Source organism: Cupriavidus sp. R6-3 (assembly GCF_059772245.1).
In genome coordinates, this window is record NZ_JCBAJO010000015.1 from 21,143 (window position 1) to 35,384 (window position 14,242).

The following is a 14,242-nucleotide window of genomic DNA, read 5'->3' on the forward strand; positions in this document are numbered from 1 at the left end:
TGCTGCCTCGGCGCTCTTCCTCGTTCAGACATCAGGCATGTTCAACTCGACCGCAGTCGCCGCCAATGCCGCCCGGCTGATCCAGCAATGGATCAACGACGGCACCTACCCCGCAGGCTCGCTGCTGCCCTCCCAGCGCGAGCTCTCCGAGCGCCTCGGCATCAGCCGGACCTCGCTGCGGGAGGCGTTCTCCACCTTGCAGGGACTGGGTCTGATCGTGGCGCGCCCCGGCAAGGGCGTGTACGTGGCGGAAGGCCCCGCGCCTTCCACCCACCCCTGGCGCTTCGCCGACTCGCATTCGCTGACCGATATCTACCAACTGCGCTTCGCGCTGGAGAATTTCACCGCGCGGCTGGCTGCGCTGGTGGTGGAGCCGGCCGATATCGATGCGCTGCGAGCCAATGCGGAAGCGATGCAGGCTTGCATCGAAGCGTCGGACTTCACGCAGGCGGCCCAACTCGATTTCGATTTCCACATGCAGATCATCGCGATCTCCGGCAACCGAGCGATCGCGGAGATCCTGCGCAACAGCGCGGAGATCATTCAGGAAAGCCAGCGCCTGCCGTTCTACAAGCGCGGTGCGCGGCGGGCTACGTTCAACGAGCACACGGCGATTATTGATGCGCTGGCGGCCGGGGATCCCTCACTGGCGCAGCGGGCGATGGCGGACCATATCGTGCAGGCGGCGCAGCGGGCGGGGGTGCATTTTCCGACGAGTCTTGATCCTGGTTGAAGACGACCGCAGTACTTGGACTGTGGTTTTGAGGGGCTGGGAATGAAAAAGGGTCACGCGATTATTTGCGTGACCCTTTTATATATGGTGCCGGCTGCAGGACTCGAACCCGCCACCTGATGATTACAAATCAACTGCTCTACCTGATGAGCTAAGCCGGCATGAATGCAGACCGCGATTCTACTGCATGCGGCCTGCCTTGGCGATGGTTGACCCGTCAGAACTGACCGGTCGAAGGGGCTTACTTGACGACCTTCAGCGAAGGCTTGCGCGTACCGATCCGCGGTACCGGCGGGGGATTCGGATCGTCGTCGTCCGAGGCGTCGGCACCGTCAGCTTGCGCGGCGCCATCGCTTTCGACCGGGGCCAGTTTCGGCGGCGGATTCAGTTCGCGTTCGGTTGCGGCCTGGGTTTCCGGCACGCTGCGCTCGACCGGGAAGGCCATGCCCTGGCCATTTTCCCGCGCGTAGATTGCCAGCACGTTATCGACCGGCACGTCCAGCTTGCGTGAGACGCCGCCGAAGCGGGCGCTGAAGCTGATCCACTCGTTGCCCATTTCCAGACCGCTGGTCGCGTCGAAGCTGACGTTCAGCACGATCTCGTTGTTCTTGACGAACTCGCGCGGCACGTTGGTGTTCGCGTCGACGAACACGGCGATATACGGAGTGAAGCCGTTGTCCGTGCACCATTCGTAAATGGCGCGGATCAGGTAGGGCTTGGTCGAGGTTTCAGGCATAAGACTTCCAGTGGCGTCGCGCCGATGGCCCGAGAGGACTCGGGCCGGGGCCGGCTTAGCGGCGCATCACCTTTTCCGACGGGGTCAGCGCTTCGATATAGGCGGGGCGGCTGAAGATCCGTTCCGCGTACTTCAGCAGCGGCGCGGCGTTCTTCGACAGTTCGATGCCGTAGTGGTCCAGGCGCCACAGCAGCGGCGCGATGGCGACGTCCAGCATCGAGAACTCTTCGCCGAGCATGTACTTGTTCTTGACGAAGATCGGCGCCAGTTGCGTCAGGCGATCGCGGATCGCGCCGCGGGCACGCTCGTGGCTCTTTTCCGCGGTCTTGCCCTTTTCGTTCTCCAGCACGTAGACGTGGGTGAACAGTTCCTTCTCGAAGTTGAACAGGAACAGGCGGGCGCGGGCGCGCTGGACCGGGTCGGCCGGCATCAGCTGCGGGTGCGGGAAGCGCTCGTCGATGTACTCGTTAATGATGTTGGATTCGTACAGGATCAGGTCGCGCTCGACCAGGATGGGCACCTGGCCGTAGGGATTCATCACCGAGATGTCTTCCGGCTTGTTGAACAGGTCGACGTCGCGGATTTCGAAGTCCATGCCCTTTTCGAACAGGACCAAGCGGCAACGCTGAGAGAACGGGCAGGTGGTGCCCGAATACAACACCATCATGGTTGGGATTCCTTGGAGGCGGCGCTAGGCCGAAGTTGGGTCAAACATTCTGTCAGAACCCACCATCGGAAAGCAAATTCGTTACAAATAGCGTAACGGAATGCCGGATCGGTGGCTTGGCGGGCGGCGCATGCGGCCCGTCCATGCCCTGTCTCTTTTCATTCCGTCACAAAGGAAAAAGGGCCAGGCGGTGTCGCATACGCAACTCCGCACTAGCCCTCGGGCGGTCTACCGGAATTACTTGATGTCTTTCCAGTAGGCGGCGTTCAGGCGCCAGGCGAACACGGTGAAGATGCCCAGGAACAGCAGCACCCACACGCCCAGACGGCGGCGATGGTTCTGCGCCGGCTCGGCCATCCAGTCCAGATAGGCGACCAGGTCGGCGACGGCGGTATCGTACTGCAGCGGCGTCATGCTGCCGGGCGTCAGCTGTTCGAAACCGACGAACTTGTGCACTTTTTCGCCATGCTCTTCGACATCGGCGAACTTGGCGGCGCGCTGGCCCTGCAGCTCCCACAGCACGTGCGGCATGCCGACGCTCGGGAATACCAGGTTGTTCCAACCGGTCGCGCGGGTGTCGTCGCGGTAGAAGGTACGCAGATACGTATACAGCCAGGCGTCGCCGCGGGCGCGGGCGATCACCGACAGGTCCGGCGGCGCCGCGCCGAACCAGGCCTTGGCGTCCTTCGGTTGCATCGCGATGGTCATCGTTTCACCGACCTTGTCCGCGGTGAACATCAGGTTTTCGCGGATCTGATCTTCGGTCAGGCCGATATCGCGCAGGCGGTTGTAGCGCATCATCGACGCGCCGTGGCAGTTCAGGCAGTAGTTGACGAACAGCTTGGCGCCACGCTGCAGCGAGAACAGGTCGCTGGTGTTGACCGGCGCCGGCTCGAGCGGATAGCCCCCTTCGGCAGCCATGGCGGGCGCACCGGCAAAGCACGCGCCGGCCAGCGCGAGAATGGAAAGCAGCTTTTTCATCGTTGTTCCTTGTCCTTGGGCCTGGCTTAGTGGTGCTTGAACGTCACGCGGTCGGGCACCGGCTGGAAGGTGCCGACGCGGCTCCACAGCGGCATGGCGAGGAAGAAGGCGAAGTACAGCAGCGTACCGAGCTGCGACACCTTCTCGCCAACCGGCGACGGCGGCTGCACGCCGAGGTAGCCCAGGATCAGGAAGAACGCGACGAAAACCATCAGGATCGTCTTGTGGAAAGCCGGACGGTAGCGGATCGACTTGACCGGCGAATGGTCGAGCCAGGGCAGGAAGAACAGGATGATCACCGAACCGCCCATGATCACCACGCCCCAGAACTTGGCGTCGATGAAGTAAAAGCCCAGCGCCAGCAGCACCGCGATCGCCACGGCGATGCCCTTGACCTTCAGGCTCTTGCTGCGCAGGAACAGGATGCCCAGCAGCACGGCGAAGAAGATCCACAGGATCGGCAGGAAGTTGGCCGTGGTGGCACGCAGCATCGAATAGAACGGCGTGAAGTACCAGACCGGGGCGATGTGCGGCGGGGTCTTCAGCGGATCAGCAGGGAAGAAGTTGTTGTGTTCCAGGAAGTAGCCGCCCATCTCCGGGAAGAAGAAGATCACGGCCGAGAAGATGATCAGGAACACGCCCACGCCCATCAGGTCGTGCACCGAGTAGTACGGGTGGAACGGGATGCCGTCGAGCGGCACGCCGTTTTCGTCCTTGTTGGCCTTGATCTCGACGCCATCCGGGTTGTTCGAGCCCACCTCGTGCAGCGCGATGATGTGGGCGACGACCAGGCCCAACAGCACCAGCGGCACCGCGATCACGTGGAACGAGAAGAAGCGGTTCAGCGTCGCGTCGCTGACCACGTAGTCACCGCGGATGAACAGCGACAGGTCCTGGCCGATCACCGGGATCGCCGAGAACAGGTTGACGATCACCTGGGCGCCCCAGTACGACATCTGGCCCCACGGCAGCAGATAGCCCATGAAGGCCTCGGCCATCAGCGTCAGGAAGATCAGGCAGCCGAAGATCCAGACCAGCTCGCGCGGCTTGCGGTACGAACCGTACAGCAGCCCGCGGAACATATGCAGGTAGACGACCACGAAGAACGCCGAGGCGCCGGTCGAGTGCATGTAGCGGATCAACCAGCCCCAAGGGACCTCGCGCATGATGAATTCGACGCTGGCGTAGGCCACCGGGATGCCGGCGGCGTTCAGCGTGCCGTCCGGCTTGTAGTTCATCACCAGGAAGATGCCGGTGACGATCTGGATCACCAGCACCAGCAGCGCCAGCGAGCCGAAGAAGTACCAGAAGTTGAAGTTCTTCGGCGCGTAGTACTTGGACAGATGGTCTTCCCACAGCTGCGTCGCCGGGAAGCGCGCGTCGATCCAGCCCAGCAGGCCGGTCGTCTTGACTTGCTTTTCCGCCGCCATGATCAAGCCTCTCCTTTTTCGTCTTTGCCGATCACGATCGTGGTGTCGGTGAGGAACTGGTATGGGGGAACGTCAAGGTTCTGCGGTGCCGGCTTGTTCTTGAAGACGCGGCCTGCCAGGTCGAAGGTCGAGCCGTGGCACGGGCAAAGGAAACCGGGGTCGGAACCGAGGGTGGGATTGGCGCCGGCCGCGAACGGGCCGGACGGGGAGCAACCGAGATGGGAACAGATACCGACGACGACGAGGATGTCCTTGTGCTCGGGCCGGGAACGGGTTTCGTTCTTGCAATACTCGGGGGTTTCCATCGTGAACGGAATTTCCGAGTTCGGGTCGGCCACTTCGGCGTCGGTCTTTTTCAGCGACGCCAGCATCTCCTCCGTGCGACGCAGAATCCAGACGGGCTTGCCGCGCCATTCGACCGTCATCATTTCGCCGGGCTTGAGCCCGCTGATGTCGGCCTCGACCGGCGCACCTGCCGCCTTGGCCTTTTCCGACGGTGCAAAGGTACTGACAAACGGCACCGCAACCGCCACTCCTCCGATGCCGCCAGCCACAGACGTCGCGATCAACCAGTTGCGACGCCCCTTATCCACGCTCTTCACGCTTTGCTGGTCATTCATTCCAAACCCCAGGGGAAGTCAATTTAGATTTTGCGTCAACCGTAAATTGTACCTTAGGCACATTGGGCAGTGAAAGCGCGGTAACCCGGGGGTGTTCGGTCATCGCGCGACCGTGCAAGGCAGCCCCGCCGATCGGCCCGAATGCCGCGACAGGCTTGCGTTTGCGGCATCCTTGCGGCAGTCTTGCGCTGCGGTCCGTGGTGAAAAATGAACAACAGCAAGGAGTTAAGCCATGAGCATGATGTCGGAATTCAAGACCTTCGCGATGCGCGGGAACGTGGTCGACCTCGCGGTCGGCGTGATTATCGGCGCAGCTTTCGGAAAAATCGTGGATTCCGTGGTCAATGACCTGATCATGCCGTTGGTCGGCCGCATCATCGGCAAACTCGACTTTTCGAATCTGTTTCTGGTGTTGTCCGACCCGCCAGCCGGAACGCCAATGACGCTGGATGCCTTGAAAAAGGCCGGCGTACCGGTATTTGCCTACGGCAATTTCCTGACCATCCTGGTCAACTTCCTGATCCTGGCCTTCATCATTTTCATGATGGTGCGCGCGATCAATCGCCTGCGCGCCGCCGAGCCGCCGGCACCGGCGCCCGAAGATCCGGAAGACATCAAGCTGCTGCGCGAGATCCGCGACAGCCTGAAGACGACGCGGGCCTGAGGCCCCGGGGGCCGCGGCGCCCCGGCGTTGCGGCGTCGCGGGCGGACCTTTCGGACAGACCGCGTTCGCACCTCGCTCAGACCGGATTCGGGATGTCGATGAAGGTATGGCGCAGGCCGAACTGCTGCGCCAGATGGGTGCCGAGCGCCTGAATGCCATAGCGCTCGGTCGCGTGATGGCCGGCGGCGATATAGCCGACGCCGCTCTCGCGCGCCAGGTGCGTGGTCTGCTCGGAGACCTCCCCGCTCAGATAGACATCGACTCCGGCGGCGATCGCCGCGCCGAAATAGCCCTGCGCGCCGCCGGTGCACCAGCCCACTGTCCGAACGGGCTGGTCCGGATCGCCGATCGCCAGGGGCTCACGCCCGAGCACGCCCGCGATGTGGTCGGCCAGCATGCGCAGCGTCATCGATTGCGGCAACGTGCCGGTCCAGCCGAGCTGGTCTTCCCCGAAGCGGCCGGTCGGATTCAGCCCAAGTTCGTGCCCCAGCTGCGCGTTGTTGCCTAGTTCGGGATGGCCGTCGAGCGGCAGGTGATAGGCCAGCAGATTGGTATCGGACACCAGCAGGCGGCGCAGCCTGCCATGCTTCTGGCCGATGACGCGAGCGTCTTCGCCGCGCCAGAAATAGCCGTGATGGACCAGGATCGCATCGGCACCGGCTTCGATGGCGGCATCGAGCAGCGCGGCACTGGCCGTCACTCCCGTCACGATGTGGGTGACTTCCGGCCGACCTTGTACTTGCAGGCCGTTCGGGCAATAGTCCTTGTAGCGGGGGACTTCCAACAGGTCGTTCAAGTACAATTCAAGCTCTTTTGTTTTCATTTTCAGCCCAAACTCCAATATGTTGCGCCGCTTCTGGCTGTTCTTTGCCCAGGCCGTCACGGTTGTGCTGGCCATCTGGTTTGTCGTGGCGACATTGAAACCGGAATGGTTGCAACGCGGGCGCGTCGCGGTCCAATCCGGTTCGCCAATCGTCGCGCTCAAGGAAGTGGTGCCGAACGTCACAGGCCCATCCGCGGAACGCTCCTATAGCGAGGCGGCGCAGCTGGCGATGCCGGCGGTGGTCAACATCTTCACCAGCAAGAACGGCGCGCGCCGCGGCAACCCGCAGGCCGACGATCCGTGGTTCCGCTTCTTCTTCGGTGACCGGCTGCCCGAGCGGCAGGAGCCGGTGTCGAGCCTGGGCTCGGGCGTGATCGTCAGCGCCGAGGGCTACATTCTAACCAACCATCATGTGGTAGACGGCGCCGACGAGATCGAGGTCGCGCTGACCGACGGCCGCAAGGCCAACGCCAAGGTGGTGGGCTCGGACCCGGAAACGGATCTCGCGGTGCTCAAGATCACGCTGAAGGATCTGCCGGCCATCACGCTGGGACGCCTCGAGAACGTCAAGGTCGGCGATGTGGTGCTGGCGATCGGCAACCCGTTCGGCGTCGGCCAGACCGTGACGATGGGTATCGTGTCCGCGCTGGGCCGCAGCCATCTCGGTATCAATACCTTCGAGAACTTCATCCAGACCGACGCGGCGATCAACCCGGGCAACTCGGGTGGCGCGCTCGTCGACGCGCAGGGTAATCTGCTGGGCATCAATACGGCCATCTACTCGCGTTCGGGCGGCTCGCTGGGCATCGGTTTCGCGATTCCGGTGTCCACCGCCAAGCAGGTGATGGAGTCGATCATCTCGACCGGCTCGGTGACGCGCGGGTGGATCGGCGTCGAGCCGCAAGACATGACGCCGGAGATCGCCGAATCGTTCGGGCTCGAGGCCAAGGAAGGCGCGCTGATCGCCGCGATCGTGCAAGGCGGCCCCGCAGACAAGGCCGGCGTGCGGCCGGGCGATGTGCTGGTTGCCGTGCAGGATCAACCGATCACGGATACCACAGCACTGCTCAATGCGATCGCGCAGCTCAAGCCGGGTACGGAAGTGAAGATGAAGGTGGTACGCCGTGGCAAGCCGACCGAGGTGACGGTGACGATCGGCAAGCGCCCTCCTCCACCGCGGCGCGTGTTGCCTTACGACGAGGAAGATTGAAGACGTTCTGAACGTGCGGTGAACTGAAAAGCCCCTTGGTGATGCCAAGGGGCTTTTTTATTGGCGGTGACCCGTCGTAAACCAGGACGAGCCAAGTACCGTTGGCGCGTGCGAATTGGCCATGTTGCACCAGAGCACGACAGCGGGCCGAGCTCGTGAAGGATCCCGCCGCCCCGTCCTGCCAGAGAGCCGCTTTGCGTTTCCAACCGCGACGCGCGACGACGCGATGACGCGAGCCTCACGCGGTGCCTGCCTTATCCGATATGCCGGACCGGCACGGGCAAAGCCATCGGCAATGGGGCTTTCCGTGATGCTGCCTCAGCGTGACATTCCGCAGCTGCCCATTGCTTCCCCGTGCCGCGCCAGGTCGCCGGGCTGGGGCCTGACAGACTACTTCTGCAGAGGCGATCGCGACGGGCGCAACGATAAGGACTAAGACACCACAAAACAAAACGCCGGCATCCCGAAGGATGCCGGCGTTTCGATCAAGCTAACTTGATGCGGTTGCCCGCGTCAAATTAGAACTTGTGACGCACGCCGATGATGGCGCCGAACTGGTCCTTGCCCGGCTCCACGTTGAACGTGCTGGCAGCGGCGGTAGCACCGATGGTGTTGAAGCCCGACACGCCCAGACCCGAACCATCCTTGTTCAGGGTGTACGACAGCGACGTGTAGATGTCGGTACGCTTCGACAGCGCGTAGTCGCCGGTCAGGACGAATTGCCACGGATCAGCACCGCTGCGGCGGAAGTCCTGGTAGTACGCAGCACCCGTGACCGAGAAGGCCGGGGTCATTTGGTACGCCAGGCCAGCCCAGTACAGGTTCGACGTCGTGGTGTCAGCACCAACAGCGCCCGGCAGAACAGCGCCGTCCGAAGCCTTCGCCCAACGGTAGCCCACGAAGGCCTTGGCCGGACCGAAAGCGTAGGTACCGGCAACGGTAGCGCGGCGGATCACCGGAGCCTGGTTAGCTTCGGTACCGACGTGCAGGTCGTCGTAAGCAGCACCGATCGCGAACGGGCCAGCTGCGTACGACAGCATGGCGCCCATTTCGCGGCCGAACACGTTGCGGCCAGCAACTTCTTGGCCGTCAGCGCGGAACGAGTACATGGCCGACGCGGTCAGGCCGCCGAACTTGCCGACGTACTTGACGGCGTTGTCAGCACGCGATTGGAACTCGACAGCTTGCGAGGTGATCGAGTAACGCGGAGCGATCGCCATCGGGTCGAACTGCAGACCGAAGTCGTAGAACGGGGTCTGTTGACGACCCAGGGTCAGGGTGCCGAACTGGTTCTGCAGACCGACGTAGGCGGCACGACCGAACAGACGGCCACCTTGGCCCGAACGGCCGGTGTCGAGATCGAAACCGCTTTCCAGCACGAACAGACCCTTCAGGCCACCGCCCAGGTCTTCCACGCCACGCAGGCCCCAACGCGAGCCCGACTGGCCGCCCGACTGCATGCGGAACAGGTTTTCGCCCGTTGCGCCGGAGTTGTTGTTGTACTCGATACCAGCGTCGACCACGCCGTACAGGGTCACGCTCGACTGGGCGTAGGCACCACCAGCGGCCAGGGCGGCGACTGCAGCTGCAAACAGTTTCATCTTCATATCGACACTTTCCTTGTCAACTGATTGGGAAATCTTGGGTTGCCCAAGTGCATGGGCGACGCATTCACCATCACGTCTGCTGCGTATTATGTGTCAGGCTCCCGCGCGCTCAGAAGGCTTTTTCGTCGTAAACCGTTCCTGAGGGCGGCTTTTGTTGCTGAACAGCAACAGGAGAAACGGTGATTTTCCCCATTTTGGTGCAAAAAGGACGCAAGGTTTGCGCCCTCTTGCCCTCATCAGTCGGCTTGCGACTCTTTTGCGGCGCCGTCATTGGGCAGCGGACGGCCGATGACCTTGGCCATCAGCAGGCCAAGCTCGTAGAGCAGGATCAGCGGAATCGCCAGCAACAGCTGCGACAGCACATCGGGCGGCGTGACGATGGCGGCGATGATGAAGGCGCCAACGATCACATACGGGCGGATCTGCTTGAGCTTCTCCAGCTCCACCACGCCGAAGCGCACCAGCACGATGACGACCACCGGCACCTCGAAGGTGATGCCGAACGCCAGGAACGTCGTCATCGCGAAGCCGAGATACTTGTCGATGTCGGTCGACATTTCGGCACCGAGCGGCGCGTTGTAGTGCGCCATGAAGTGGAACACCGTCGGAAACACCAGGAAGTAGGCAAAGGCGACGCCGAACAGGAACAGCAGATAGCTGCTCGTGACCAGCGGCATGATCAGCCGCTTCTCGTGCTGATAGAGCCCGGGCGCGACGAATTGCCAGACCTGGTACAGCACCCATGGCAACGCGATCAGGAAAGCGACCAGCAACGTGACCTTCATCGGCACGAAGAACGAGCCGGTCACGTCGGTCACGATCATCTTGCCGCCCTTGGGCAACGACTCCATCAGCGGCCGCGCAAACAGGTTGAAGATATCCGGCGCCCAGTACACCAGGCTGACGAATACCACCAGCACGCCGGCGACGGCCTTGACGATGCGCTCGCGCAGCTCCACCAGGTGGGAGATAAAGGTTTCCTGCGGGGATTCGTCTTGGGGATCGGGGGAACGCGATTCGCTCATGGCGGCAGCCGCTCAGCAGCGGTGGGCGGACAACAGGGAAGAGAAAAGCGACATCGCGCGCGGCAAGGCGCGCGACGAACGTGCGGACCGGTCGGCCGCCGGCATCGGGGCGGACTGCCGCATGGTCACTCGAAGAAAGAACGGGCGGGACGCGTCGCCGGACGGTGCCGCTTGACGCGGGCAGCGCCGGATTGCGCCCAGCCGCGGACGTTGTTCTGGCGCTTGTACCACTTCGGCACGGCGGCCTGCTTGACGCGCCAGCTCTTGCGGCCGTTGTGCATCTTGTGCGCGCTGTCCCAGCTCGGCACATACGAGGCAGGCACATCGGTGCCGGCGGGGGTACCGATCTCGCTGGTGTCGCCGGACAACGCCTCGTTCAGCGACTGCGCCTGCTCGTTGACCTCTTTGTGGATGGTCCGCTCGACATCGCGCGCGGCTTCCTCGAATTCGGTGCGCATGCGGCGCAGTTCGTCCAGCTCGACCTCGCGGCTGACCTCCGCCTTCACATCGCTGATATAGCGTTGCGCGCGCCCGACCAGCGCGCCGACGGTGCGGGCGACCTTGGGCAGCCGCTCGGGACCGATCACGATCAGCGCGACCGCGCCGATCAGCGCCAGCTTGGAAATGCCCAGATCGATCATGCGGGATTCAATGCCAGTGCCGGGCGCGGCCGGGCGCAATGCCCTGCGCCGCCGCCCGGAGGAAGGAGGGAATCAGTGTACCGGGGGCCGGCCCGGCCGATGCGGGGCCGCGCCGGCCGGACGCCGACTGACTGCATGATGCGGATTACTGCTGCTGGCGCGACTTTTCCTTGGCGTCCACGTCGATCGTGGTCGAGTCGCGCAGTTCCTTGGGCGTGCCGGCGGCGGTGTCCTCGCCCGCCGGGGCGTTGGGATCCTTCATGCCGTCCTTGAAGCCCTTGACCGCGCCGCCCAGATCCTGGCCGATATTGCGCAGCTTCTTCGTACCGAAGACCAGCATGACGATCACCAGCACGATCAGCCAATGCCAAATGCTAAACGAACCCATTTTCCTGCTCCTGATGAAGCCCCGCGCGGCACCTTGCCACGCGGACCCGTTGTTCCGTCCGAGCTCGCACGCCGGGCGACGGTAGCCGGCGCTGTTCCGTCCGCCGCGAGCGGCAGGACGTCATTCTTTACTCCAGGCTTGCCGCGGCGGCCTACGGCAGCGCGACCTTCCATTCGGTCCGCGGCCCGCCCATCACGTGCAGATGCAGGTGATAGACCTCCTGGCCGCCGTCCGAACCGGTGTTGATCACGGTGCGGAAGCCATTGCCGCAGCCCGCCTCGCGGGCCAGCTGCGGCGCCTTGAGCAGCATTTTAGCAAGCACGTCGCCTTCGCCCGGGCCGCAGTCGGCGAGCGAGTCTACATGCACCTTCGGAATGATCAGGAAGTGCACCGGCGCCTTCGGATGGATATCGTGGAACGCCAGCATGTCGGCGTCCTCGTACACCTTGCGCGACGGTATCTGGCCGGCGACGATCTTGCAGAAGATGCAATTCTCGTGTGCGTTCATGAAAGTTTCATTGCGAAGTGGAGGACACCGGCAAGCCGGAATTCAGCCTGGCCCGGTTCGCGCCGTCTGGAAATCTAGAAACGCTGCTCCGGGTACATCGGCTTGCTGTCGTTCAAATACAACCAGCCTTTGACAATACGGTAAAGAATCCACAGCGACAACAGGCCCCAGACGATGAAGGCCAGTGCGATGCCGACCACGGTGGCAAACAGCACGCCCCCCAGCACGGTCCACGCGACCGACCACCAGAACGAGCGGATCTGCCACGCAAAGTGCGATGCATAGAGCGTGCCGCGCGCGTCGTCACGCTTGACGTAGTTGATGATGATCGCGATCAGCGCGGTGATGCCGCCGGTCAGCCAGAAAATCGCATACAGCCCGTACAGGATATGGGTCAGCTTGCGCAGGCTGTCGAGCTGCGCGCCGCCGCTGCTGGGCACCACCTGGCCGGGATAGTCCTGGCCGGGATAGTCGTTGCTCATTGCACCTCCTTGCGTGTGCGCACGGTTCGGTCCAGACGATACTGTGCCACACGATACACCGCCGCCCGCCGAGGGGCGCCGGCGCTCACTTCGGCTCGGCCGTGCGCGCGGCCTTTTCGGCCAGTCCCGACAGCCCCTCGCGGCGCGCCAGTTCGGCCACCACGTCGGCCGGACTCAGGCCAAAGCGGGCCAGCAGCACCATGCTGTGGAACCACAGGTCCGCGACCTCGTAGACGACCTTGTCGAGCGCGGGGCCGGCCAGGCCGGCGGCGCGCGCGTCCTTGGCTGCCATTACCGTTTCGGTCGCTTCCTCGCCGATCTTCTTCAGGATCGCGTCGTCGCCTTTATGAAACAACCGCGCGACATAGGATTTGTCGGGATCGCCGCCGTGTTCGGGCTTGCGCGATTCGAGCACCGCGGCCACGCGCGCAAGCACGTCGGCCAGCGCGTCGGCCTGGTTCGCAGAAGAGTCGCTCATCAGTGATTGCTGCCGTAGATGGACGAGGGGTCCTTCAGCACCGGTTCGACGGTCTGCCAGTCGCCGTCCTCGACGTCGCCCTCGAATTTCTGGAAGAAGCAGGAATGGCGGCCGGTGTGGCAGGCGATGTCGCCGGCCTGCGTGACCTTCAGCAGCACCACGTCCTCGTCGCAATCGAGCCGGATCTCATGCACCTTCTGCACATGGCCTGACTCCTCGCCCTTGTGCCACAGCCGCTTGCGCGAACGCGACCAGAACACCGCCTCGCCGAGCTCGACGGTGCGCTGCAGCGCCTCGCGATTCATGAAGGCGAACATCAGCACGTCGTTGGAGCCGACTTCCTGCACGATCACCGGCACCAGGCCGTGGTCGTCCCATTTGACCTTGTTGAGCCACTTCTTTTGCATCGTCAAACCCGCATCGGAATGCCCTCGCGGGCCATGAATGCCTTCGCCTCGGCCACCGTGTGCTGGCCGTAGTGGAAGATGCTCGCCGCCAGCACCGCGTCGGCATGGCCGATGCGGATGCCGTCGGCCAGGTCCTGCAGCCCGCCGACGCCGCCCGAGGCGATCACCGGCACGCCGACCGCGTCGCTGACCGCGCGGGTCAGTTCGAGATCGAAGCCGCTCTTGGTGCCGTCGCGGTCCATGCTGGTCAGCAGCAGCTCACCGGCGCCGCGGCGCGCCATTTCGCGCGCCCACTCGACCGCGTCGAGGCCGGTGGCCTTGCGCCCGCCGTGGGTGAACACTTCCCAGCGCGGCGGCTCGCCCGGTGCGGAGCTGCGCTTGGCGTCGATCGCCACCACGATGCATTGCGAGCCGTAGCGAGCGGTGGCATCCGACACCAGCTGCGGATTGCTGATCGCCGACGAATTGACGCTGATCTTGTCCGCGCCGGCATTGAGCAGGCGGCGCACGTCCTCGACGGTGCGCACGCCGCCGCCGACCGTCAGCGGAATGAACACCTGCGAGGCCACCGCCTCGATGATGTTCAGCATCAGGTCGCGGCCGTCGCTGGTCGCGGTGATGTCGAGGAATGTGATTTCGTCCGCGCCCTGCTCGTCATAGCGGCGCGCGATCTCGACCGGGTCGCCCGCGTCGCGCAATTCAACGAAGTTGACCCCTTTGACCACCCGCCCGTTGGTCACGTCCAGGCAGGGGATGATACGTTTGGCTAGCATCGGAATCCTTGCCACGCGGCGCGCGCAGGCACGGCGCGACGCGGGCAGCAGCGCCCCCCCGGGGGCGCA

General features: G+C 63.7%; 18 protein-coding genes and 1 tRNA gene. 3 read left to right on the forward strand and 16 right to left on the reverse strand.

What is annotated here, in order from left to right:
- The first annotated feature begins 37 nt into the window (after positions 1-37).
- Entirely contained in the window at positions 38-733 is a 696-nt protein-coding gene (locus AC6EI8_RS05015; protein ID WP_498381430.1) for a FadR/GntR family transcriptional regulator, read from the forward strand.
- 85 nt (positions 734-818) lie between these two features.
- On the opposite strand, the gene AC6EI8_RS05020 is transcribed toward AC6EI8_RS05015, so the two are convergent.
- The 6 genes from AC6EI8_RS05020 to petA all read right to left on the reverse strand — a co-directional run bounded on the left by AC6EI8_RS05020 (position 819) and on the right by petA (position 5,167).
- Positions 819-894: transfer RNA gene (locus tag AC6EI8_RS05020), tRNA-Thr, on the reverse strand.
- 80 nt (positions 895-974) lie between these two features.
- Positions 975-1,469, reverse strand: coding sequence for a ClpXP protease specificity-enhancing factor (locus AC6EI8_RS05025; protein WP_006575791.1), 495 nt, complete (start codon positions 1,467-1,469; stop codon positions 975-977).
- Between the two features lie 55 nt (positions 1,470-1,524).
- Entirely contained in the window at positions 1,525-2,136 is a 612-nt protein-coding gene (locus AC6EI8_RS05030) for a glutathione S-transferase N-terminal domain-containing protein (RefSeq protein ID WP_006575790.1), read from the reverse strand.
- A 237-nt stretch (positions 2,137-2,373) separates the two neighbouring features.
- Positions 2,374-3,117, reverse strand: coding sequence for a cytochrome c1 (locus tag AC6EI8_RS05035; protein WP_150082606.1), 744 nt, complete (start codon positions 3,115-3,117; stop codon positions 2,374-2,376).
- 26 nt (positions 3,118-3,143) lie between these two features.
- Entirely contained in the window at positions 3,144-4,547 is a 1,404-nt protein-coding gene (locus AC6EI8_RS05040) for a cytochrome b (protein WP_149319696.1), read from the reverse strand.
- A gap of 2 nt (positions 4,548-4,549) precedes the next feature.
- A complete protein-coding gene (gene petA, locus AC6EI8_RS05045) occupies positions 4,550-5,167 on the reverse strand; it encodes a ubiquinol-cytochrome c reductase iron-sulfur subunit (protein ID WP_149319697.1) in 618 nt (205 codons plus the stop codon).
- 232 nt (positions 5,168-5,399) lie between these two features.
- On the opposite strand from petA, the gene mscL reads away from it, so the two are divergent.
- Positions 5,400-5,831: a large conductance mechanosensitive channel protein MscL gene (gene mscL, locus AC6EI8_RS05050; RefSeq protein WP_149319698.1), complete on the forward strand. Its 432-nt coding sequence runs from the start codon at positions 5,400-5,402 to the stop codon at positions 5,829-5,831.
- Between the two features lie 76 nt (positions 5,832-5,907).
- On the opposite strand, the gene AC6EI8_RS05055 is transcribed toward mscL, so the two are convergent.
- Complete coding sequence (locus tag AC6EI8_RS05055) at positions 5,908-6,654, reverse strand: Nif3-like dinuclear metal center hexameric protein (RefSeq protein WP_498381431.1); 747 nt, start codon at positions 6,652-6,654, stop codon at positions 5,908-5,910.
- A gap of 19 nt (positions 6,655-6,673) precedes the next feature.
- On the opposite strand from AC6EI8_RS05055, the gene AC6EI8_RS05060 reads away from it, so the two are divergent.
- Complete coding sequence (locus tag AC6EI8_RS05060) at positions 6,674-7,864, forward strand: Do family serine endopeptidase (protein WP_150082608.1); 1,191 nt, start codon at positions 6,674-6,676, stop codon at positions 7,862-7,864.
- A 518-nt stretch (positions 7,865-8,382) separates the two neighbouring features.
- Here AC6EI8_RS05060 and AC6EI8_RS05065 read toward each other — a convergent pair.
- The 9 genes from AC6EI8_RS05065 to hisF all read right to left on the reverse strand — a co-directional run bounded on the left by AC6EI8_RS05065 (position 8,383) and on the right by hisF (position 14,173).
- Entirely contained in the window at positions 8,383-9,471 is a 1,089-nt protein-coding gene (locus AC6EI8_RS05065) for a porin (protein ID WP_498381432.1), read from the reverse strand.
- A gap of 236 nt (positions 9,472-9,707) precedes the next feature.
- Complete coding sequence (tatC, locus tag AC6EI8_RS05070; RefSeq protein ID WP_149319702.1) at positions 9,708-10,496, reverse strand: twin-arginine translocase subunit TatC; 789 nt, start codon at positions 10,494-10,496, stop codon at positions 9,708-9,710.
- A gap of 125 nt (positions 10,497-10,621) precedes the next feature.
- Positions 10,622-11,137, reverse strand: coding sequence for a Sec-independent protein translocase protein TatB (gene tatB, locus AC6EI8_RS05075; RefSeq protein WP_149319703.1), 516 nt, complete (start codon positions 11,135-11,137; stop codon positions 10,622-10,624).
- Positions 11,138-11,282: 145 nt separating this feature from the next.
- Positions 11,283-11,525, reverse strand: coding sequence for a Sec-independent protein translocase subunit TatA (gene tatA, locus AC6EI8_RS05080; RefSeq protein ID WP_149319704.1), 243 nt, complete (start codon positions 11,523-11,525; stop codon positions 11,283-11,285).
- Between the two features lie 151 nt (positions 11,526-11,676).
- Entirely contained in the window at positions 11,677-12,033 is a 357-nt protein-coding gene (locus AC6EI8_RS05085; RefSeq protein ID WP_149319705.1) for a histidine triad nucleotide-binding protein, read from the reverse strand.
- A 74-nt stretch (positions 12,034-12,107) separates the two neighbouring features.
- Entirely contained in the window at positions 12,108-12,515 is a 408-nt protein-coding gene (locus AC6EI8_RS05090; protein WP_223819515.1) for a DUF4870 family protein, read from the reverse strand.
- A gap of 85 nt (positions 12,516-12,600) precedes the next feature.
- Positions 12,601-12,993 carry a phosphoribosyl-ATP diphosphatase gene (locus tag AC6EI8_RS05095; protein WP_150082610.1) on the reverse strand — a complete coding sequence of 131 codons (393 nt, stop codon included), beginning with the start codon at positions 12,991-12,993 and terminating at the stop codon, positions 12,601-12,603.
- Positions 12,993-13,400, reverse strand: coding sequence for a phosphoribosyl-AMP cyclohydrolase (gene hisI / locus AC6EI8_RS05100; protein WP_149319707.1), 408 nt, complete (start codon positions 13,398-13,400; stop codon positions 12,993-12,995). Before hisI ends, AC6EI8_RS05095 begins: the two co-directional genes overlap by 1 nt.
- A 2-nt stretch (positions 13,401-13,402) precedes the next feature.
- Positions 13,403-14,173, reverse strand: coding sequence for an imidazole glycerol phosphate synthase subunit HisF (gene hisF, locus AC6EI8_RS05105; protein WP_149319708.1), 771 nt, complete (start codon positions 14,171-14,173; stop codon positions 13,403-13,405).
- Positions 14,174-14,242: the final 69 nt, after the last annotated feature.

What these genes read in the sequence shown, in the direction of transcription:
- AC6EI8_RS05015 (WP_498381430.1), top strand. Translation starts at nt 38, where the DNA reads ATGTTCAACTCGACCGCAGTCGCCGCCAATGCCGCCCGGCTGATCCAG.
- AC6EI8_RS05025 (WP_006575791.1), bottom strand. Translation starts at nt 1,469, where the DNA reads ATGCCTGAAACCTCGACCAAGCCCTACCTGATCCGCGCCATTTACGAA.
- AC6EI8_RS05030 (WP_006575790.1), bottom strand. Translation starts at nt 2,136, where the DNA reads ATGATGGTGTTGTATTCGGGCACCACCTGCCCGTTCTCTCAGCGTTGC.
- AC6EI8_RS05035 (WP_150082606.1), bottom strand. Translation starts at nt 3,117, where the DNA reads ATGAAAAAGCTGCTTTCCATTCTCGCGCTGGCCGGCGCGTGCTTTGCC.
- AC6EI8_RS05040 (WP_149319696.1), bottom strand. Translation starts at nt 4,547, where the DNA reads ATGGCGGCGGAAAAGCAAGTCAAGACGACCGGCCTGCTGGGCTGGATC.
- petA (WP_149319697.1), bottom strand. Translation starts at nt 5,167, where the DNA reads ATGAATGACCAGCAAAGCGTGAAGAGCGTGGATAAGGGGCGTCGCAAC.
- mscL (WP_149319698.1), top strand. Translation starts at nt 5,400, where the DNA reads ATGAGCATGATGTCGGAATTCAAGACCTTCGCGATGCGCGGGAACGTG.
- AC6EI8_RS05055 (WP_498381431.1), bottom strand. Translation starts at nt 6,654, where the DNA reads ATGAAAACAAAAGAGCTTGAATTGTACTTGAACGACCTGTTGGAAGTC.
- AC6EI8_RS05060 (WP_150082608.1), top strand. Translation starts at nt 6,674, where the DNA reads ATGTTGCGCCGCTTCTGGCTGTTCTTTGCCCAGGCCGTCACGGTTGTG.
- AC6EI8_RS05065 (WP_498381432.1), bottom strand. Translation starts at nt 9,471, where the DNA reads ATGAAGATGAAACTGTTTGCAGCTGCAGTCGCCGCCCTGGCCGCTGGT.
- tatC (WP_149319702.1), bottom strand. Translation starts at nt 10,496, where the DNA reads ATGAGCGAATCGCGTTCCCCCGATCCCCAAGACGAATCCCCGCAGGAA.
- tatB (WP_149319703.1), bottom strand. Translation starts at nt 11,137, where the DNA reads ATGATCGATCTGGGCATTTCCAAGCTGGCGCTGATCGGCGCGGTCGCG.
- tatA (WP_149319704.1), bottom strand. Translation starts at nt 11,525, where the DNA reads ATGGGTTCGTTTAGCATTTGGCATTGGCTGATCGTGCTGGTGATCGTC.
- AC6EI8_RS05085 (WP_149319705.1), bottom strand. Translation starts at nt 12,033, where the DNA reads ATGAACGCACACGAGAATTGCATCTTCTGCAAGATCGTCGCCGGCCAG.
- AC6EI8_RS05090 (WP_223819515.1), bottom strand. Translation starts at nt 12,515, where the DNA reads ATGAGCAACGACTATCCCGGCCAGGACTATCCCGGCCAGGTGGTGCCC.
- AC6EI8_RS05095 (WP_150082610.1), bottom strand. Translation starts at nt 12,993, where the DNA reads ATGAGCGACTCTTCTGCGAACCAGGCCGACGCGCTGGCCGACGTGCTT.
- hisI (WP_149319707.1), bottom strand. Translation starts at nt 13,400, where the DNA reads ATGCAAAAGAAGTGGCTCAACAAGGTCAAATGGGACGACCACGGCCTG.
- hisF (WP_149319708.1), bottom strand. Translation starts at nt 14,173, where the DNA reads ATGCTAGCCAAACGTATCATCCCCTGCCTGGACGTGACCAACGGGCGG.